This is a genomic window from Mesorhizobium sp. M0166 (assembly GCF_040322255.1).
Classification (GTDB): Bacteria; Pseudomonadota; Alphaproteobacteria; order Rhizobiales; family Rhizobiaceae; genus Mesorhizobium.
This window is the reverse complement of sequence record NZ_JAMYTD010000001.1, coordinates 59,048-78,230: the sequence shown is the minus strand read 5'-3', so window position 1 is coordinate 78,230 and position 19,183 is coordinate 59,048. Positions and strand designations below refer to the sequence as shown.

The window sequence follows — 19,183 nt, the reverse complement described above, 5'->3', positions numbered from 1 at the left end:
AGCGGATGAAGCAGAACTATCTTTATCTCATCATCGGCGCTTTGGTCGTCGCCGTCATTGCCTTGGGCATTTACGTTTATCGCGAGGAGACTAAGCCGAAAGGCGTGGAACTTCGTATCGACGATTCCGGCATTTCAGTTCAGGAAAAGTAGATCACATATTCCTGTTACCCGATTTTGCGCTGGAAGTCGGCTTGCACCGCCTCACCCCAACTCCAACGTCGTTATCGCATAGACACCAGACTGCATGAGCTGCGGCGCCTTTCCCTTGTACATTCGAGCGGTCTCGAAGCCCGGCTGAAGGCCGGCGGACGACAGCAAAGCTGCAAATTGCCCGCTGGTTTCGGGAACGTCGAGATGGACGTTTCCGGGACCGCACATGTGCGCAAGCGTGGCGAAGAGACGGCTTGCCGCGTCCAGATCGTCGGCAAAAAGCGGGCCGATCTTGAAGCCGTCCCGGCATTGGCGCGCGACGCCGTATCCCGCAATGGCGCCGTGCTTGATGATCGCAAGCGCCATATGCGGCGGGCGCAGCCAATGTTCCAGGAAGGATCGCCTCGGGCCGGGAAAGAAGCGGCGGTCATAGTCCAGTATGTCCGGCACGAGTTCCGGTCCTATGGCGCGAATCTCACTGCCGGCGGCTGCCGGGACATTCGGTGATCCCATGAACCGGATCGTACCGGTAGGCCGGCGCAAAGCCCATACTGCGGTAGTTGGCCTGCTGTTCGACGACGCCGTCGAGGCCGATCGTGCGCTTGCCGAGCCGCGCCATGCCGGCATCCCAAACGGCCTTGCCGTGGCCTTGGCCACGCCTGTCCGGCCGGCAGATGTAGAGGCCGATGAAGCCGAAATCGTCGCCATAGGCAACGGCCGAAATACCGGCCGACAATTCGCCGTCGACAAAGGCGCCGATGAAGCCCTGCGGGTCGGCTGCCTGGAACAGCGCGGCGTCGCCGAGGCCGGGATTCCAGCCTTCCGCCGCCGCCCAATCGACAAGGGTTTCCACTTCGTCACGTGCGAGCGTTCGGATCGTTCGGGGCATTGCGATCAATCGGCGGCACCAGGCGCGAAGGATTTCAGCGCACCATGATAGGGCTTTGCCAATGGGCTTGCATAGGCGCCGCGCTTGGATGTCGTCAGGCCAAGCGCGATCAATGCCTCGGCCTGTTTCACCGCAGCGCCCACGCCGTCGACGACCGGAAGCCCGAATTCCCGCTGCAGCGCCACCGCCAGGTCGGCCATGCCGGCACAGCCGAGCACGATCGCCTCGGCGCGATCCTCGTCGATGGCGCGCGCAATCTCGTTGCGCAGCCTGGGCAGTGCGCCGGACGCCGGATCTTCGAGGGCAAGAACCGGGATATCGGCGGCGCGCACACGCGCCCGCCCCGCCATGCCATAGCGCTGGACCAGCCCTTCGACCGGCACGCGCGAACGCCCGGTGGTGGTGACGACGGTGAAGCGCTGGGCGATAAACGAGGCCGTGCTGAGCGATGCCTCACAGATGCCGATGACCGGAATGTTAGCCATGGCGCGTGCGGGATCAAGGCCGGTATCGTCGAAACAGGCAATGATCGCGGCTTGCGCGCCCGAGCGTTCGCCGGCGGCGATCTCGACCAGCAGGCCGGGCACGGCAAGCGCCTCGTCATAATAGCCTTCGATCGACACAGGTCCCATCGTCGAGGTGACCGCAACGATCGTCGTCGATGCGCCGGCGACAGATCGGGCCGCGGCTGCGATAGTGTCGGTCATGCTGGCGGTGGTGTTTGGATTGACGACGAGGATCTGCACTGTCAGGCACGCTCGCGGCGGCGGCCGACATAGACGATCGCGCCGAGCGTCAGCAGGATGACCAGGAAGGAAAACACGGTCGTCACGGTGCCCAGCGCATAGAGCACCGGTGTCGTCACATTGGTCGTCATGCCGTAGATTTCGAGCGGCAGCGTGTTGAACGTGCCCGAGGTCATCAGCGTGCGGGCGAACTCGTCATATGACAGAGTGAAGCCGAACAGGCCGACACCGATCAGGCTGGGTGCGATCATCGGCAGAACGACATGGGCGAAGGTCTGCCACGACGATGCTCCGAGATCGCGCGCGGCTTCCTCATAGGCCGGCGAGAACCGGTTGAAGACGGCGAACATGATCAGCACGCCGAAAGGCAAGGTCCAGGTCAAATGGGCGCCCAAAGCGGACGTGTACCAGGCGGGGCGGAAACCGATCTGCTGAAAGACAACGCCGATGCCAAGGCTGATGATGATCGAGGGCACTACGAGGCTGGCGACGGCCAGATAGAACAGTGCGGTTGCGCCGCGAAATTTCTGCCGGAAGGCCAGACCGGCAAGCAGCGACACGACAACAGTCACCATCATCACCATCAGGCCAAGGATGAGCGAGCGTTTGAAGCTGCCGCCGAAGTCGCCGACCGCCTGGCGCTCGAACAAATTGGCGAACCAGTGCAGCGAGACGCCGTTCAGCGGAAATGTCAGACCGCCATTCTCGCCCTGGAAGGACAGGATAAGGATCGCCGAAAGCGGGCCGTAGAGGAACAGCACGAAAAGCGCAAAGAACGCCGCCAGTACATAGAATTTGAGGGTCCGCTTGTCGTGACTCAAAATCTCACAGCTCCTTGCGAATGTCGACGATGCGCAAGATGCCCGCGACCATCAGCAGGACCAATACCAGCAGCACGACCGCGTTGGCAGCGGCCGCCGGATACTGCAGCAGCGACATCTGGTTCTTCATCATCAGCGCGACGGAGGCGCTCTGGCCGCCGGACATCACCTGCACGGTCGAAAAATCGGCCATCACCAGCGTGACGACGAAGATGGTGCCGATCGCCATGCCGGGCTTGGCGAGCGGGATGATGACGTTCCAAAGAACCTGCCAGCCGGAAGCGCCGGCATCGCGTGCGGCCTCGATCAACGACTTGTCGATACGCATCAGCGTGTTGAAGATCGGCGTCACCATGAACAGTGTGTAGAGATGCACCATGGCGAGCACCACCGCGAATTCGGAATAGAGCAGCCATTCGATCGGCTTCGGGATCAGTCCCATCTGCACCAGCGTCGAGTTGACCAGGCCATTGCGGCCAAGCACCGGAATCCACGAGATCATGCGGATGATGTTGGAGGTCAGGAACGGCACGGTGCAGACCAGGAACAGCACCATCTGCATGGCAGTGGTCCTGATATGGAAGGCGAGGAAATAGGCGACCCAGAAGCCGATGAACAGCGTCAGCGCCCAGACGATGGCGGCATATTTCAGCGTGTTGAGATAGGTTTTCCAGGTGACCCAGGAGCCGAGCGTGTCGGCGTAGTTGGTGGTCAGGAAATCCGGGTACATCGCCGCGAAATCGTAGTCCCAGAATGAGACCACGGCGATCATCAGGATCGGCAGCAGGAGAAACGCGCCGAGGATCAGCGCCAGCGGTGCCGCCTGGAGATAGGGTGCGAGGCCGGCAAAGGAGCGCCTACGTCGCGCTGGCTTCGCAGACGTAACGTGCGTGGATTGTTCGAGCGCTACTGCCATCTATATCTCGGTCGAAGTCGGCGATGCGACTGAGGGGTGTTCCCTTCTCCCCCTGTGGGAGAAGGTGGCCGAGCGAAGCTCGGCCGGATGAGGGGTGTTCCAGCTTGGCACCAACAGTGCTCCGTCCAGCACCCCTCAACCGTCTTGGCGCTGCGCGCCAATCCACCTTCTCCCACAAGGGGAGAAGGCAGAGGGCATCAAGCAGCGATGAACTCGTTCCAGCGCTTCACCATGTAGCGGTCCTCGTCCATGACCGAGTTCCAGCAGGCGACCTTGCCCATACGCTCTTCGAACGAGCCGCCGTCACGCACGGCGCCGGCCTTTTCCATGACCTTGCCGTCCGGCGACAGGATATCGCCCTTAGCCGGCTTGCCTTCGATCCAGTAGCCCCACTCGTCCTCGGACATGAACTTCTTGGCCGACACCATGTTGGCCGAGTAGTAGCCTTGGCGGTTGAGATAGCCGCCTACCCAGCCGGAGGTGTACCAGTTGATGTATTCATAGGCGGCGTCGAGTTCGGCGCCGGAGAGATGGGCTGCCAGGCCAAGCCCGCCACCCCAGGAGCGGTAGCCTTCCTTGAGCGGCTGGAACCGGCACGCGATGCCCTTGGAGCGGACCGCGGCCACGGCCGGCGACCACATCGACTGGATCACCACTTCGCCTGAAGCCATCAGGTTGACGCTCTCGTCGAAGGATTTCCAGAAGGCGCGGAACTGGCCGGCTTGCTTGGCCTTGATCAGGAAGTCGATCGTCTTGTCGATCTCCTCCTTGGTCATGTTGCCCTTGTCGGCATATTTGATATTGCCGGTGGCTTCCATGATCATCGCCGCATCCATGATGCCGATCGATGGGATGTTGAGGATGGCGGTCTTGCCCTTGAAGGCCGGATCCATGATGTCGGCCCAGGTGGTGATATCGCGGCCGACGAGGTCGGGGCGGATACCGAGCGTATCGGCATTGTAGATCGTCGGCACCATGGTGAACCAATTGGTCGGCGCCTTGGCGAAGGCCTTGCTGTCCTGCGCCTCGACGTAACCGACCGTATGCGGCGCGGTGCCCTGGGCGATAACGCTGTCCGGCGTCAGCTTGCCGGTTTTGAACAGCGGCACCAGTTCGTCGTAGTATTTCAGCTTGGTGACATCCATCGGCTGCAGGACGCCTGTCGGGAACACCTTCTTGCAGATCCAGTATTCGATATCAGCGATGTCGTAGCTGTCGGGCTGCGTCACGGCGCGCTGCGCGGCGGCGTCGGAATCGGTTGCCGTCATCTCCAGCGTGATGCCGAGATCGGCTTTGCACTTGTCGGCGATGGCATTGAGGTTAGACACACCGGTGCCGAACTGGCGCAGCGTGATGTTCGATTGCGCCCAGATGGTCGGAAAGCCCGATATGGCGCCGGAACCGGCGGCAAAACCGACGGCGGCGGCACCTGTCTTGAGCAGCGAACGTCGCGATATTCCAGTCTTCTTGTCGGTGGTGTTGGTCATGTTCAGTTCCCCTGTTTTGGTTGGTTATGCTGGATTCAGGAATGGAGACGGCCAAGGACGATCGCGTCCTCGGCGTCCCAAGCGATCGGCACTGCGTCGCCGACGGCAACCGGCCTGGCGAAGAAGCTGGTGTCGTCGACGATCACCGTGAAATCCTCGATGCCGGCGCCATTGACCGAGAGCTTCACGGTCGAACCGCGGTACTCGGCGTTTGAAACGATGCCGGTGAAGCCGAGCCCGGCTGCCGGCGGCTCGCCGATGCGCACGTGGTCCGTGCGAATGGCGATATCGATGGGCTCCCCGGTCTCCCTGCCCTGCCCGCTGGCGGCGAGCGTGACGCCGCCGGGCACATCGAAAACGACCATGCCGTCGCGACTGCCGGTGACGCGGCCGGAGATGACATTGTGGTCGCCCATGAAACGGGCGACGAAGGCGGTGGCCGGCCGCTCGAACACGATGCGGGGGTGCGCCGCCTGCTCGATGCGGCCGTCGTTCATCACCACGATCAGGTCGGCCAGCGCCATCGCCTCTTCCTGGCTGTGAGTGACGTGGACGAAAGTGATGCCGAGCGACGTCTGCAGCTTCTTCAGTTCGGCCCGCATGCGGATTTTCAGGAACGGATCGAGCGCCGATAGCGGTTCGTCGAGCAACAGCGCCTCGGGATCGGTGATCAGTGCGCGGGCGAGAGCAACGCGCTGCTGCTGGCCGCCGGAAAGCTGCGCCGGACGACGGCTGGCATAGGCCTCCATCTGCATCAGCTTCAGCATGTCGAGTGCCTTGGCGCGGCGCTCCTCCTTGCCGACGCCTTTCATCTTCAGGCTGAACGCGACATTGTCGATCAGGTCAAGATGCGGAAACAGTGCGTAGGATTGGAACATCATGGCAGTGCCGCGCCTAGCCGGTGGCAGGTCGGTGACCACAATGTTGCCGAGACGCACATCGCCGCTCGATATGCTTTCGTGCCCGGCGATCATGCGCAGCGTCGAGGTCTTGCCACAGCCGGACGGACCGAGCAGGCAGCAATAGGTTCCCGCAGGGATTTTCAGGCTGATGCCTTCGACGGCAGTCGTTGCGCCATAGACTTTCGAAACGGACACAATGTCGATTTCGGCGGCTTTGGACATCCAGCTTCCCCTTTGGTCGGAGTAGCCAAAGCATCATGCGTGCCAGTTGCGCGCCGCCGCACCAACCGACTGAATCCTCGAAGAAATCAGAGCCGCCTCCATATGGCTGCCGATACGGCACGCTTGTGCAATGCACAAATTATAGGCGATTGCTGCCGATCCTCGCAAAAATCGTATGCAATCTTTTTCATCCCTGTATTCACTTTGTCTCTCGTCCAAGCGATGCGATTCAGGGTAGAAGTACGCAGGATCACCGCCATGAACATTGCCGACCAGACTTTCCCTGCTATCGAGGCTGCCAACGAGGATCGCGCGCAGGCGATCCGCGACCAGTTGCGCGACGCGATCGTCGATCGCCGGCTGGCGCCGGGAACCAAGCTTTCCGAAGGCGAAGTCGGCACGCTGTTCGATGTCAGCCGCACCGTGGCGCGTGCGGCACTGCAGATGCTTTCCTTCGAGGGATTGGTGCGCACCGAGCGCAATCGCGGCGCCTTCGTCGCCAATCCGTCGCCGGAGGAAGCGCGGCAGGTTTTTGCTTCGCGCCGGCTCATCGAACCAGGCATCGCGATTGCCGCCGCCGGGCGGATGACGCCGGCGCATGTCGCCGCGTTCAAGGCCCAGCTCGACGAAGAAGGCCGTTTCATCGCCGAGCGCGGACCGAACGCAAGGCGATCGGAGATCAAGGCGTCGGGGGATTTTCACCTGCTTCTGGCGTCGGTCGCGGGAAACGTCATCCTGCAGCGCTTCATGGAGGAATTGGTCGCTCGTTCATCGCTGGTGATCGCACTCTATGGCCGCTCGGGCATCTCGAGCTGCGGCCACAACGAACACACGCAGATCCTCGAGGCGCTGGAAAATGGCAATGCCGAACGCGCCAGCGCGCTGATGCTGCACCACATCGACCATATCGAGGCCGACCTCGATTTGCGCGTCAGGAGCGGCCCGGCACTCAGGCAGGCGCTCGAGTTCTGAGATCACGTCAACGCACAATCCTCACGCACATCGGCGTGCCGACATCGATGGATCGGCCGGTGTCGGTCAGCCGGCCGGTGGCTGCGTCGCGCGCGAAAATCGAGATGCGGTCGGCGTTCTGGTTGGCCGAGAAGAGATGGCCGCCCGAGGGTGTCAGGGCCAGATTGCGCGGCGTGGCGCCGCCGCAAGGCGTATAGCCCACAAGGGCAAGCCTGCCGGTTTGCTGGTCGACCGAAAACACCGCGATGCTGTCATGGCCGCGGTTGGAGCCATAGAGGAAGCGGCCGTCGGGCGAGATCTGGATGTCGGCGCAGTGATTGCCGTCGCGCGCCTCGGCCGGCACGGCCGCCTTGCTGTCGATCACCGTAAGCTTGCCTGATGCCTCGTCCAGCGCCAGCGAGACGACCGTCGAATCCAGCTCGTTCATGACGAACACGAAGCGGCCGCCCGGATGCAGCGCCAAATGGCGCGGACCGGCGCCCGGCGCGAGTGCCGACTCGGCCAGTTTGGTCAGGCTGCCGTCTGAGCCGATCCGATAGGACACCAGCCGGTCGATGCCGAGGTCGGCGACGATCGCCATGCCGCCGGCAACCGTCTCGGTTACGCTATGGGCATGCGGCCGCTCCTGGCGGGCGAGGTCTGGTCCGGTCCCGCTATGCGCGACGCTCGACAACGGCGCTGTCAGGCCGCCATCCTCGCGCAGCCCCAAGACCACGACCGAGCGATCGGGGCCGCCCTCGCCCATGCCGTAATTGGCGACCAGCAGCTTCGTCCGGTCGCGCGTGATGGTGTTGTGCGCCGTGATGCTGCCCAGCGTCGGCTGCTTGTTGATGTAGGACAGCGTGGCAGTCTGCCTGTCGAAGCGGTAAGCCGAGACCACGCCTTCGCGCCAGGTGAACACTTCGGAATTGGCGTAGACGTGGGAGCCGTCCGGCGTCACCGACAGGAAGGTCGGATTGTCGATGTCTTCCGTCTCGGCCAGTTTCTTCGTCTCCAGCGTCCCCTCGTCGAAACTGTAAACACCCAACCCGACACCGCGCGCGCCTTGAAAATACGGGGCGTCGCGATTGAGGCTGCCGACGAAAACCAGACAGGCATTCTGCATCACTTCCTCCCTTGTTCCGCCGGCATTGGCCGCACGGAACGGGCAAAATTTCGCCTGTTCACGCTTGCAACACAACCCCATATGTGAAAATACTATTCACAAAAGAAGATTGACGGGAGGATCGATCATGCATTTCGCTGGTCTGCGGCGCGCCCTGATGGACGATTCCCGCTGCCCGGGGAAGCCGTCATGAGCGGTTTCGCGCCAACCGTGGGCGTGGCATCGACACACCCCGCCAACATGCCTAGGGATCATGCCGACCTCCCCGTCTGGAACGCGGAGAACTGGTTCTACGAAGACTGGCCGGTCGGCCAGAAGATCCGCTCGCTGCGCCGGACCATTGCCGAGGGCGACAGCCATCTCTTCAACACGCTGGTACTCGATATCCATCCATACGTGCAGGACCAGATGTTCGCCGAAACGGAAGGCATTTTCGGCAAGCGGCTGGTCGCCGGGGCCTTCGTGTTCTCGGCCGGGCTCGGGCTGGTCGCCACCAACTGCATCAACGCCTTTTCTTATGGCTACGACAAATTGCGCTTCATCAAGCCGGTGTTCATCGGCGACACGATTTATTCGATCCGCTCCAACCTCGACAAGAAGCCAAAATACAAGGAAATGGGGCTGATCCGCGCCAGCTACGAAGTCTTCAAGGGTGAAGGCGAGCTCGTGCTTTATTGCGAGCACCTGCAGACGGTGAAGTACCGCAATCCGGCCGATTTCGCCGGCAAGACGGAGAAATAGGCAATGGCGGCCATTGCCGAACTGCCGCTGACCGGGCTCATCGTTGTCGATATGAGCCAGTTCTTGTCCGGGCCCTACTGCTCGCTCAGACTGCTCGACCTCGGTGCTCGCGTCATCAAGATCGAACGGCCGGATGGCGGCGACCTGTCGCGCCGGCTCTATCTCAGTGACACCGAGATCGGCGGCGATTCCACTATTTTCCACGCGATCAACCGCGCCAAGGAAAGCTTTGCAATCGACTTGAAGGACGAGGCTGATCTTGCGGCGCTGCGCGGCCTGCTGGCCAAGGCCGACGTGCTGATCCAGAATTTCAGGCCCGGCGTCATCGAACGCCTGGGCTTCGATTACGAGGCGGTGCGCAAGATCAATCCGCGCCTGGTCTATGCCTCGATCAGCGGCTATGGCGAGGAAGGCCCGTGGGTCAAACGGCCCGGGCAGGATCTGCTGGCACAGGCCCGCTCCGGCGTGATGTGGCTGAACGGCGACGAGGACCAGGGGCCGGTGCCCTTCGGGCTGGCGATCGCCGACATGCTGGCGGGCTCCGCCGCCGCGCAAGGCATTCTTGCGGCACTGGTGCGGCGCAGCGTGACCGGCAAGGGCAGCCATGTCGAGACCAGCCTGCTCGAAGCGCTGGTCGACTTCCAGTTCGAGGTGCTGACCACGCATCTCAATGACGGGCGCCGGCTACCGCGGCGGTCGAGCTTCCGCAGCGCGCACGCCTATCTGTCGGCGCCCTACGGCGTCTATCCGGCCAAGGACGGCTATCTGGCGATCGCGATGACACCGATCTCGAAACTCGCCGATCTGCTCGGGCTCGAGGAACTTGCGCCCTACCGCGACCAGCCGTCGACCTGGTTCACCGCCCGCGACGAGATCAAGGCGATCATCGCGCAAAAGATCGCGACCAGGACGGTCGACGAGTGGCTCGGCATTCTCGAGCCTGCCGACATCTGGTGCGCCAAGGTTTTGACATGGCCGGAGATGATGGCCAGCGAAGGCTTCCAGGTCCTCGACATGCTGCAGACGGTGACGCGCGAGGATGACGTTTCGATCCTCACCACGCGCTCGCCGCTCAGGGTCGACGGCATCCGCGCCAAGGTCGAGCGGGCCGCGCCGCGCATCGGCGAGCACAGCGCAAAGATCCGCGCGGAGTTCGGGCTGTGAGCGACGTCACGCTCAAAGGCATGACCTGGAGCCATCCGCGCGGCTATGACCCGATGGTCGCCTGTTCGGCGCTGTGGAAAGAACGGACCGGCGTCGCAATCGAATGGGACAAGCGCTCGCTGCAGGATTTCGAATCCTTCCCGGTCGAGGAGCTGGCCCGTACCTATGATCTGATCGTCATCGACCATCCGCATGTCGGCCAGATCACCGCCGAGAGCTGCCTGACGCCGCTCGATGTCGCCGGCCGGGAAGCCGAACGCGCGGCACTTGTGGCGGGCAGTGTCGGCCGGTCGTTTCCGAGCTACAACTGGCAAGGCCGGCAGTGGGCGTTTCCGATCGACGCGGCGAGCCAGATGCAGGCATGGCGGCCCGACATGCTTTCGGCTGCGCCGGCGAGCTGGGCCGATGCACTCGATCTGGCGCGGCAAGGCCACGTGTTGTTGCCGCTCAGGCCGCCGCATTCGCTGATGACGTTCTACACGCTTGCCGGCAATCTCGGCCGGCCGGCCGCCGAAGGCCCTGGCGACCATGTGGATCCGGCAACGGGCAATCAGGTCTTCGAGATGATGCGCGAGATCGCAGCCCTCGTCGACCCGGCCTGTCTTGGCATGGATCCGATCGCGGTTCTGGAGCAAATGGCCGGATCGGGATCACGGATTGCCTGCGCGCCGCTGATCTATGGCTACGTTTCCTATGCCATTGCCGGGTTTCGACCCAACCGCCTGGCCTTTGCGGATATCCCGGCCGCGGGCAATGCCGGCCCCAAAGGCTCGGCGCTCGGCGGGACCGGCATCGCCGTGTCGGCCTTCTCGAAGGCCAGGCAGGCGGCCATCGACTTCGCCTACTGGATCGCCAGCGGCGAGGTGCAGCGCAGCCTCTACGCCTCGGCCGGCGGCCAGCCCGGCCATGCGGCAGCCTGGGAGGATGCCGCCGTCAACGCAGCCACCGGCAATTTCTACAAGGATACGCGGGCCACGCTCGAAGGTGCCTGGGTCAGGCCGCGGCACGACGGCTACATGGCGTTCCAGCAGGCGGCGTCCGATCGCATCAATCTCGGCCTGAGCGAAAGGCACAATGCCGCTCGCGTCGTTGCCGATCTCAATCGCCTGTTTCGGGAAAGCCTTTCGACGCAGGTGTCCGGCGTTGCCGGCGGAGGAGCCTGAAACAACCGAACGGAGGAGAACATGAACAGCCTGATCCGCGGCCTTATGGCCGCAACCGCACTTGCATCGGTCACGACCATAGCCTGCGCTCAAGACATTATGGGCGTGATTGCTGGATTGCCGACCGAACTGAAGGCCCAATATGACGGCGCGCCGCAAAAGGTGCTGCCGTCGGCCTGGGACAATTTCACGCCGCCGCCAAAGCCGTGGAAATGGTGCCACTCCGAGTCGTACCAGGGCAATCCGTGGCGCGTCACCGTCACCAAGGAGTTGAAGCGGCTGGTCGACGGCCTGATCGCCGACGGCACCGTGGCGAGCTTCGAGGTGTCGGATTCCAACAACGACGCCAGTCAGCAGATCAACCAGATCCGCGCCTTCATCGACAAGAAATGCTCTATCATCACCTCGATCCCCGGCTCGGCGACGGCGCTGGACGATGCCATCGATGCCGCAGCCAAAGCCGGCATCCCCTTCATCACGGCAGCTGGGTCGGTGACCAGCCCGAATGCGATCAACGTCGATTCCAATTATGCGCGCTGGGGCTACGACATGATGACGGCGATCGGCAAAGCAATGCCGGACGGCGGCAGCGTGCTTCTGGTCGAGGGCATTGCCGGTCACCCGATCGTCGTGCAGGAGCGCCAGGGCGCCGACAAGGCGCTGGCCGAAAATTCAAAGCTCAAGGTCTCGCGCAGCGTCAACGGCAACTGGACGGCTAACGTTACCAAGACGGCGGTGCTGCAGGCGATCGCCACCAATCCGGCGCCGATCGATGCAGTGTGGACGACGGGCAGCGAAAGCCGTGTCGTTGCCGAGGCCTTTGCCGAGGCTGGCCGCCCTGCCCCGCTGATCACCGGCTCGATCACCGGCGATGCACTCGGCTACTGGAAGGCCAATCCCGACAAATACCGCTTCGAGGGCCATGCGGTTCTGCCGCACTGGACGGCCGAGACGCTGTTTCGTGTCGGGGCGCGCATGCTGGATGGGCAGAAGCCCAAGCTCAACACGCTGCTGATCCCGATTCCGCCGGTGCACAATGCCGACCTCGGCGCCTGGTACAAGGACTGCATGACGCCGGACGCCGTCTCGATCTTCCCGGTCCCGCCGAAGGATCCGATGCCGGAGGAATGGCTCGATGCCTACTTCGCCAATCCGGCACCGACCAAGGGCTGGGATTATCCGAAGGTGCCGGACGCCTGCGCCAAGTAGCATTTATGAAAGCCGGCTCCGCACCAGCGGTGCCGGTTTTCTCCATCAGGATTGCTCATGCTGGAAGTCCAGGCCATCTCGAAACGCTACGGCGAAACGATTGCGCTGGCCAATGCCTCCATCGCATTCCGCGCCGGCACGATCCACACCATCCTGGGCGAGAATGGTTCGGGCAAGAGCACGCTGGTCAAGCTGCTGTCGGGGATCGTGCAGCCGGACAGCGGCGCGATCCTGCTCGACGGAGCGCCCTTTACCGGCCTCTCGCCGGCGGCCTTCCAGGGCGCCGGGTTCGCCACCGTGTTCCAGGAAGTGCTGATCGCGCCTGACCGTTCGGTGACCGACAACATCCTGCTCGGCCTCGACGGCCTGCTGACGCGCACTGTGCCGCGCGCCGAGCGGCGGCAACGCGCGCAAGCGGTGCTGAAGCGCTTCGCAGTGACCGAGATCCCGCTCGACCAGTTGGCCGGGCAATTGCCGCTGGCGGTTCAGCAATTGGTAGTGCTCGCCCGCGCCGTGGTCCGCAACCCGCGCATTCTCATCCTCGACGAGGTTACGGCGGCGCTCGACTTTGCCGATCGCGAGGCGGTCTTCGCCATGATGCGCAAGCTTGCCTCAGAAGGCTGCCTGATCCTGTTCATCACCCATCGCATGGACGAGGTGATGGCGCTTTCGGACCGGATCTCCGTCCTGCGCGGCGGCAGCGTGGTGACGACCGAGGAACGCGGCACGTCCACCGCATCCGAACTTCTCAGGGCGATGGCGCCACGCACTGCGGCGGAACTGGCGAATGGCTGATCGCGCCAGCCTTTCGGTGCGCGGCCTGGTGATCGCGCCGGGCGCAAGCCCCATGACGCAAACCATTGCGCCGGGCGAGATCGTCGGCCTTGCCGGCCTCGACGGCCACGGCCAGGAGCGGTTCCTGAAAGTGCTGGCCGGCCTGGAACGTCCGGCCGGCGGCGAGGTGACCGTCGAGGCGTCAACCGGAGCGCGCGCGATCACCAATTTCCGCAAGGCGGTCGCCGGCGGCATCGCCTATTTGCCGCGCGACCGGCGCACCACCGGCATTTTTCCGACCCAATCGGTGCTCGACAATTTTGCCGTCTCGACGCTGTCGCGCGATACGCGTTTCGGCCTGCTCAGCTTCGCCGCGCGGCGGCAGCGCTATGAGCGCTACCGGGACAGACTGTCGATCATCGCGCCACGGCCGGACGCCCCGATCACCACGCTTTCCGGCGGCAACCAGCAGAAGGTGCTTCTGGCCCGTGCACTGGCGCTGGAACCGGCGATCCTGCTGCTCAATGATCCGACGCGCGGTGTCGACGTGGCGACGCGCCATGTCCTCTACGATGTGTTTCGTGGACTGGCGGCGGACGGCATGGCTCTGGTCATCCTGTCGAGCGAGATCGAGGAGATCCTGCTGCTTTGCCATCGCGTGCTGGTGTTTCGCGAACAGCAGGTGGCGACCGAAATCACCGGAGACGCAATGAAAAGCGATGCGGTGATCGCCGCCATGTTCGGTCGCGCGGCATGAGCGGGTTGCGGCGCATGGCGGCGCGATGGCGCGGCGCTGGCTTTGCGGCGGTACTGCTGGTGATCCTGATCGCGGTCAATCTGCTGCTCAATCCGGCGCGCTTTCATCCTGCCGCCTGGGGCGCGCTGATCGGGCTCGCCGCGCCGCTGATCGGCGCAGCGCTCGCTTCGGCTCCAGTGATCCTCGCCGGGCGCGGCGGCATCGACATTTCCGTCGGGCCGCTGATGGGCTTCGTCAATGCGATAGTAATCCAACTGCTGTTTCTCAGGCTTGGGATATCTTCGCCGCTGGTCATCGTGCCGGCGGCGCTTCTGATCGGCGCGATCGTCGGCGCCGCCAACGGCTTTCTGGCGACCATCCTCCGCATCCAGCCGATCGTTGCGACGCTCGGCACCTATCTGATTCTCACCGGCATGACGCTGACCATCCTGCCGGCGCCGATCGGGCCGGCGCCGGGCTGGCTGAAGGCGATGGCCGGACCCTGGTCGGCACTGCCGCTGTCGCTGATCTTCCTGTCCTGGTGGCTGGTGCGGCAGACGCCTTACTACGACCAGCTGATGGCGGTGGGCAGCGACGACCGCGCCGCCTACACGGCGGGCGTTCCGGTCACCAAAGTGCGTTTCATCGCCTATGTCATGACCGGCATACTTGCCGCCTGTGCCGGCCTGATGCTAACCGCGCTGATCGGCTCGGCCGACCCCAACATCGGACCGACCTACACGCTGATCGCCATTGCCGCGGTGGCGCTCGGCGGCGTCAGCCTTGCCGGCGGGCGCGGCGGGCTCGCCGGGGCTGCGATCGGCGCTATCGACATCTTCCTGCTGCAGAGCGTGCTGACCGCCTTCAACGTCTCCACCTATGTGCTGCAGATCGCCTATGGCGCGATCCTGGTTGTGGCCGTCATCATGACGGCGCTGCAGGAGCGGCTATCGGGACGGAAAGGCTGAGAAACATGCGCCGGAACTGGTTCCAGTCCACCAATGCCCGCGTCGCCGGTGCCTTTGCCGTCGCTGTCGCCTTGCATCTCCTTGGCACCTTGCTCATTCCGGGCTACTCCCAGCCCTTCGCCATCCGGGCACTGTTGGTGATCGCCTCGCTGCTGGCGGTGGCATCGATCGGCCAGACCCTCGTCGTCATTCTCGGCGGCATCGATCTGTCGATCCCCTTCATCATCGGCTTTGCCAATGTCGTTGCCGCACAGCTCTACGGCGGCGGCTGGAATTTTGCTCTTGTCTGCACGGTCGTCGTCGCGCTCGCCATACTGATCGGGGCGCTGAACGGCCTGATCTCGCGCGGGCTCGACATCCACCCGCTGATCGTCACGCTCGGCGTCGGCATGATCGTGCAAGGTGCCGTGCTGTTGTGGACCGGCGGCTTTCCATCCGGATCGGCGCCTGCAGCGGTCTCCGCCTTCGTTTCGATCGGCGGTTCGGTCGGACCGCTGCCGGTGCCGGGGCTGGTGCCATGCGTCGCGGCGTTGACCTTGCTGGTGGCGCTGGTGCTGGCACGCACGCCATACGGCCGCCGTCTCTATGCGCTGGGCAGTAATCCAGGTGCTGCGCCGCTGGCGCTGATCGATCCGGTCCGCATGTGGACGGTCACCTATGCCGCGAGCGCCTTCTTTGCCGCCGCGGCCGGCGTGCTGCTGCTCGGCTTCACCGGTTCGGCCTATGGCGATGTCGGCCAGCCCTATCTGTTCCAGACGATTGCGGCAGTGGTGGTCGGCGGCGCCGCCCTTGTCGGCGGCCGCGGCAGCTATTTCGGCACCATTGCCGGCGTGCTGGTGCTGACGGAGATCAACACGCTGCTGATCGGGCTCGGCTTCCGGCCCTCGACCGTGCAGGCGGCACTTGGCCTGGTCATCGTGCTCCTGGTTTCACTCTACGGCCGCGAGCGGCACGTGTCGGCGACGATCTGAGCCGGCCTACAAACTCCACAGCCGCTTGGCATTGGCGGACAGCAGCTTTTGTCGCTCATCAGCGCTGGCGCCGCTGAGCAGCGCGTGCGTTGCCGCAATCCAGGTCGCAAGCCCGCCGCCAAGCGTGCAGACCGGCCAGTCGCTGCCCCACACGACCCGGTCCCAGCCGAAGCATGCGATAGTGTGCTCGACATAGGGACGCAGCGTTTCGACAGTCCAGGATCCGGCATCCGCATAGGCGACGACACCGGAAATTTTGCCGACGACGTTCGGGCGCTGCGCGATCTCCGCCATGTGCTCGCGCCAGGGGTGCTCGGCATCACCCTTGATGTCGGGCACGCCGCAATGGTCGAGCACGAACTGCACATCCGGCGCGAGGTTCGCGAGTGCGATCGCCTTGGGGATCTGGTGCGGCAGAACGACAAGGTCGAAGGTCAGGCCGCTGCCGGCAAGCCGCTTGATGTTTTCACGAAACAGCGCGCCCTCCGAAAGCTCGTCCGGCATGACGTGAAGCACCCGCCGGAAACCCTTGACGAAAGGATCGGCACGCTGGCGCTCGAGATAGGCGGCAAAGCCGGGCTCTTCCGGACGGCAGGAGGCGATTGCCCCCCTCAGCAAACTGCCCTTTTGCCGCGACAGCGCTTTGACACGGCTGGTTTCAGCCTCGATGTCGGCTGGATCGACATCGACCTCCATGTGCAATGCGCCATCGATGCCGGCGCGGCGGGCCTGGATTGCATATTCGTCGTAGGAGAAATCGCGGTTGAGCGCCGGCACGCCGGTCAGCCAGGGATAGCGCAGCGCGGACTGGTCGATCAGGTGGAGATGGGTGTCGAAGATCATGGTGGCGCGCTCCTCCTTGGCGACTTCGAGATCATCTCACGGAGAAATTCTTCATTCAAATAAGAATTCATCGCGATTGCTTGACGGTCGATCCCGCCAGTTGCGACAGCTTTTCGGTCGCTGCCAGCAGCAGCTCTATGGTCCTGGTGATGTCGGGCGCCTTGAGTGCGTTGACCAGGGTAATGTAGGGGATCGACAATGCGGCGATCGCCTTGCCGTCCGAGCCGAGAACGGGCGTCGACAGGTTGAACACGCCGGCCGTCTGCATCGACGCCATCATCTCGTAGCCGCGTTCCCTAATCTGGTCGAGGCGAGCAAAGAATTCCGGCGACTGCGGCGGCTTGTCGGTGCTGCGCAGATGTTCGGAGATCATCATCTGCCGCTCTTCCGGCGGGCGGAACGCCAGCAGCACATGGCCGGAGCCGGTGTCGAACAGGCTGATATGCGAGCCGACGCGGATAGAGATGCCCCAGTAATCCGGCGCCTCCTGCTGTGCGATCACTACCGCGGAACCGCGGTCGAAGACGACCAGCTGATTTGCCTGCTGTGTGGTTTCGGCCAGTTCGCGCATCAGCGGCGTCGCATAGGAAGCCAGCCGGCGCACCGGCGCGTGCAGCTGCGCCAGGCCAAACAGCTTGAGCGTCAGCGAGTAACGGTCGCCATCCGGCCGCGTGACATAGCCGCGCCGCACCAGCCGATCCAGCATGCGGTAGAACTCGTTCGGGCTGCGGTCGAGTTTCTTGGCGATTTCCGCCTGCGTCAGGCCGCCGTCGACGCCGGCCAGCAGCTCGAGGATGTCGAGCCCCTTGTCCAGCGCCGGGGCTCGATAGCGCTCGTCTTCCTCGTCCTCTGCCATTGGGCTTCTCCAGTGAATTTCACATTTCATATACGCATAACCGTTGCTTCCGGAAGAACTCTCGGCTTGACGATCCTATAAATATTTTGTTTGTATATGAATGAAGCTGCCGATCAGCCCTCGCTATGGATCGACGCAGACTCTTGGGAGGATACCAATGACGAAACTGTTTTGCGGCCTGTCGGCCGGCGTAACGCTGCTCGCACTGGGTGCGAGTGCCCTTGCTGCCGACCTGCCCGGCAAATTCGACGGCGTCACCATCGACGCCAAGCTGATCGGCGGCCAGCAATATGAAGGGCTGTACGCGCGCATCGGCGAATGGGAAAAACTGACCGGCGCCAAGGTCAACGTGATCTCGAAGAAAAATCACTTCGAGCTCGACAAGGAAATCAAGTCGGACATCGCCTCCGGCAGCATCAACTGGTGCGTTGGGTCGAACCACTCGTCCTTCGCGCCGCAATATCCCGATATCTACACCGATCTCAACAAGCTGCTGCCGAAGGAGGAGATCGACGCCTTCGTGCCGTCGACGATCAAGGCCTCGACGCTCGAGGGCAAGCTGGTAATGCTGCCGCGCGCGCAGTTCGACGTCTCGGCGCTCTATTACCAGAAGAGCCTCTACAAGGACGAAGCCAAGAAGGCCGCCTACAAGGCCAAGTACGGCAAGGAGCTGACACCGCCCGACACCTGGGACGAGGTCGCCCAGCAGGCGGAATTCTTCGCCAGCCCGCCCGATTTCTACGGCACCCAGTTCGCCGGCAAGGAAGAGGCGATCAACGGCCGCTTTTACGAGATGCTCATCGCCGACGGCGGCGAATACCTCGACAAGGATGGCAAGCCGGCCTTCAACTCGGAAGCCGGCGTGCACGCGCTCGACTGGTTCGTCAATCTCTACAAGGCCAAGGCGGTGCCGGCCGGCACCACCAACTATCTGTGGGACGATCTCGGCCAGGGTTTTGCCTCGGGCACCGTCGCCATCAACCTCGACTGGCCGGGCTGGGCAGGCTTCTTCAACGATCCGAAGTCGTCGAAGGTCGCCGGCAATGTCGGCGTGAAGGTGGCGCCGAAGGGATCGGCAGGCATTCGCACCGGCTGGTCGGGGCACCACGGATTTTCGGTCACCGAAAACTGCGCCAGCAAGGAGGCTGCGGCGTCGCTGGTCTGGTTCCTGACCAATGAGGACAGCCAAAAGCTCGAGGCGGCAAGCGGCCCACTGCCGACCCGCACAGCGGTGTGGGACTGGGACATCCAGCAGGCGGCAAACGATCCTTACAAGAAGGAAGTGCTGGCGGCTTTCCAGGAAGAGGCAAAGCACGCGTTTGCCGTGACGCAGACACCTGAATGGATCGAAATCTCCAACGCCGTCTATCCCGAACTGCAGGCCGCCATTCTCGGCGACAAGACCTCCAAGCAGGCGCTGGACGACGCCGCCGCCAAGGCCACCCAGATCCTCGAGGACGCCGGCAAGCTTTGACCATTCTCCCAAGGGGGCGCCGCGCTAATCGAAGAGCGGCGCCCCGCATTTTTTTCGAGCCATGTGCAACAC

The 19,183-nt window shown here is 63.5% G+C and carries 19 protein-coding genes and 1 pseudogene; 11 read left to right on the top strand and 9 right to left on the bottom strand.

The genetic code is table 11. The features are described 5' to 3' along the window. Window positions 1–5 precede the first annotated feature (5 nt). A complete protein-coding gene (locus NKJ46_RS00440) occupies window positions 6–152 on the top strand; it encodes a hypothetical protein (RefSeq protein WP_023716676.1) in 147 nt (48 codons plus the stop codon). A 51-nt stretch (window positions 153–203) separates the two neighbouring features. On the opposite strand, the pseudogene NKJ46_RS00435 reads toward NKJ46_RS00440, so the two are convergent. From NKJ46_RS00435 to NKJ46_RS00410, 6 genes and pseudogenes are all read right to left on the bottom strand, one after another. Next, window positions 204–1,041 (bottom strand): annotated as a pseudogene (locus NKJ46_RS00435) (GNAT family N-acetyltransferase). Window positions 1,042–1,046: 5 nt separating this feature from the next. Next, entirely contained in the window at window positions 1,047–1,787 is a 741-nt protein-coding gene (locus NKJ46_RS00430) for an aspartate/glutamate racemase family protein (protein WP_352660494.1), read from the bottom strand. A 2-nt stretch (window positions 1,788–1,789) separates the two neighbouring features. Next, window positions 1,790–2,608: an ABC transporter permease gene (locus NKJ46_RS00425; RefSeq protein ID WP_352660491.1), complete on the bottom strand. Its 819-nt coding sequence runs from the start codon at window positions 2,606–2,608 to the stop codon at window positions 1,790–1,792. Window positions 2,609–2,612: 4 nt separating this feature from the next. After that, window positions 2,613–3,524 (bottom strand): ABC transporter permease, encoded by a 912-nt coding sequence (locus tag NKJ46_RS00420; RefSeq protein WP_352660488.1) that lies wholly within the window; start codon window positions 3,522–3,524, stop codon window positions 2,613–2,615. Window positions 3,525–3,721: 197 nt separating this feature from the next. Beyond that, window positions 3,722–5,011, bottom strand: a complete 1,290-nt coding sequence (locus NKJ46_RS00415; protein ID WP_352660485.1) for an ABC transporter substrate-binding protein — start codon at window positions 5,009–5,011, stop codon at window positions 3,722–3,724. A gap of 35 nt (window positions 5,012–5,046) precedes the next feature. Then, window positions 5,047–6,135, bottom strand: a complete 1,089-nt coding sequence (locus NKJ46_RS00410) for an ABC transporter ATP-binding protein (protein WP_352660483.1) — start codon at window positions 6,133–6,135, stop codon at window positions 5,047–5,049. Window positions 6,136–6,393: 258 nt separating this feature from the next. Between NKJ46_RS00410 and NKJ46_RS00405 the strand changes: the two genes are divergently transcribed. After that, window positions 6,394–7,107, top strand: coding sequence for a GntR family transcriptional regulator (locus NKJ46_RS00405; RefSeq protein WP_023676076.1), 714 nt, complete (start codon window positions 6,394–6,396; stop codon window positions 7,105–7,107). A 7-nt stretch (window positions 7,108–7,114) separates the two neighbouring features. Here NKJ46_RS00405 and NKJ46_RS00400 read toward each other — a convergent pair whose 3' ends face one another. Beyond that, window positions 7,115–8,212 carry a lactonase family protein gene (locus NKJ46_RS00400; RefSeq protein WP_352660480.1) on the bottom strand — a complete coding sequence of 366 codons (1,098 nt, stop codon included), beginning with the start codon at window positions 8,210–8,212 and terminating at the stop codon, window positions 7,115–7,117. 189 nt (window positions 8,213–8,401) lie between these two features. Between NKJ46_RS00400 and NKJ46_RS00395 the strand changes: the two genes are divergently transcribed. From NKJ46_RS00395 to NKJ46_RS00360, 8 genes are read left to right on the top strand one after another with little or no spacing between them, the layout of a single operon-like run. Next, the gene (locus tag NKJ46_RS00395) at window positions 8,402–8,953 is read left to right on the top strand and encodes a MaoC family dehydratase (RefSeq protein ID WP_352660477.1); all 552 of its coding nucleotides are present in this window, start codon (window positions 8,402–8,404) and stop codon (window positions 8,951–8,953) included. A 3-nt stretch (window positions 8,954–8,956) separates the two neighbouring features. Beyond that, complete coding sequence (locus NKJ46_RS00390; RefSeq protein ID WP_352660474.1) at window positions 8,957–10,117, top strand: CaiB/BaiF CoA transferase family protein; 1,161 nt, start codon at window positions 8,957–8,959, stop codon at window positions 10,115–10,117. A 20-nt stretch (window positions 10,118–10,137) separates the two neighbouring features. Next, window positions 10,138–11,280 carry an extracellular solute-binding protein gene (locus tag NKJ46_RS00385; protein ID WP_352661294.1) on the top strand — a complete coding sequence of 381 codons (1,143 nt, stop codon included), beginning with the start codon at window positions 10,138–10,140 and terminating at the stop codon, window positions 11,278–11,280. A gap of 21 nt (window positions 11,281–11,301) precedes the next feature. Continuing rightward, complete coding sequence (locus NKJ46_RS00380) at window positions 11,302–12,489, top strand: ABC transporter substrate-binding protein (RefSeq protein WP_352660471.1); 1,188 nt, start codon at window positions 11,302–11,304, stop codon at window positions 12,487–12,489. A 57-nt stretch (window positions 12,490–12,546) separates the two neighbouring features. Beyond that, entirely contained in the window at window positions 12,547–13,284 is a 738-nt protein-coding gene (locus tag NKJ46_RS00375) for an ATP-binding cassette domain-containing protein (protein WP_352660468.1), read from the top strand. Then, on the top strand, window positions 13,277–14,020 hold the full coding sequence (locus NKJ46_RS00370) for an ATP-binding cassette domain-containing protein (RefSeq protein WP_352660465.1): 744 nt from the start codon (window positions 13,277–13,279) through the stop codon (window positions 14,018–14,020). Before NKJ46_RS00375 ends, NKJ46_RS00370 begins: the two co-directional genes overlap by 8 nt. Beyond that, window positions 14,017–14,967: an ABC transporter permease gene (locus NKJ46_RS00365; protein ID WP_352660462.1), complete on the top strand. Its 951-nt coding sequence runs from the start codon at window positions 14,017–14,019 to the stop codon at window positions 14,965–14,967. The genes NKJ46_RS00370 and NKJ46_RS00365 overlap by 4 nt, the downstream gene beginning before the upstream one ends. Before the next feature lie 5 nt (window positions 14,968–14,972). Continuing rightward, entirely contained in the window at window positions 14,973–15,938 is a 966-nt protein-coding gene (locus tag NKJ46_RS00360; protein ID WP_352660459.1) for an ABC transporter permease, read from the top strand. A 6-nt stretch (window positions 15,939–15,944) separates the two neighbouring features. Here NKJ46_RS00360 and NKJ46_RS00355 read toward each other — a convergent pair whose 3' ends face one another. Then, window positions 15,945–16,781 carry an amidohydrolase family protein gene (locus NKJ46_RS00355; protein ID WP_352660456.1) on the bottom strand — a complete coding sequence of 279 codons (837 nt, stop codon included), beginning with the start codon at window positions 16,779–16,781 and terminating at the stop codon, window positions 15,945–15,947. 67 nt (window positions 16,782–16,848) lie between these two features. Then, window positions 16,849–17,637 carry an IclR family transcriptional regulator gene (locus NKJ46_RS00350; RefSeq protein WP_352660453.1) on the bottom strand — a complete coding sequence of 263 codons (789 nt, stop codon included), beginning with the start codon at window positions 17,635–17,637 and terminating at the stop codon, window positions 16,849–16,851. A 157-nt stretch (window positions 17,638–17,794) separates the two neighbouring features. On the opposite strand from NKJ46_RS00350, the gene NKJ46_RS00345 reads away from it, so the two are divergent. Further along, window positions 17,795–19,111 carry an ABC transporter substrate-binding protein gene (locus NKJ46_RS00345; protein WP_352660450.1) on the top strand — a complete coding sequence of 439 codons (1,317 nt, stop codon included), beginning with the start codon at window positions 17,795–17,797 and terminating at the stop codon, window positions 19,109–19,111. Window positions 19,112–19,183 lie beyond the last annotated feature (72 nt).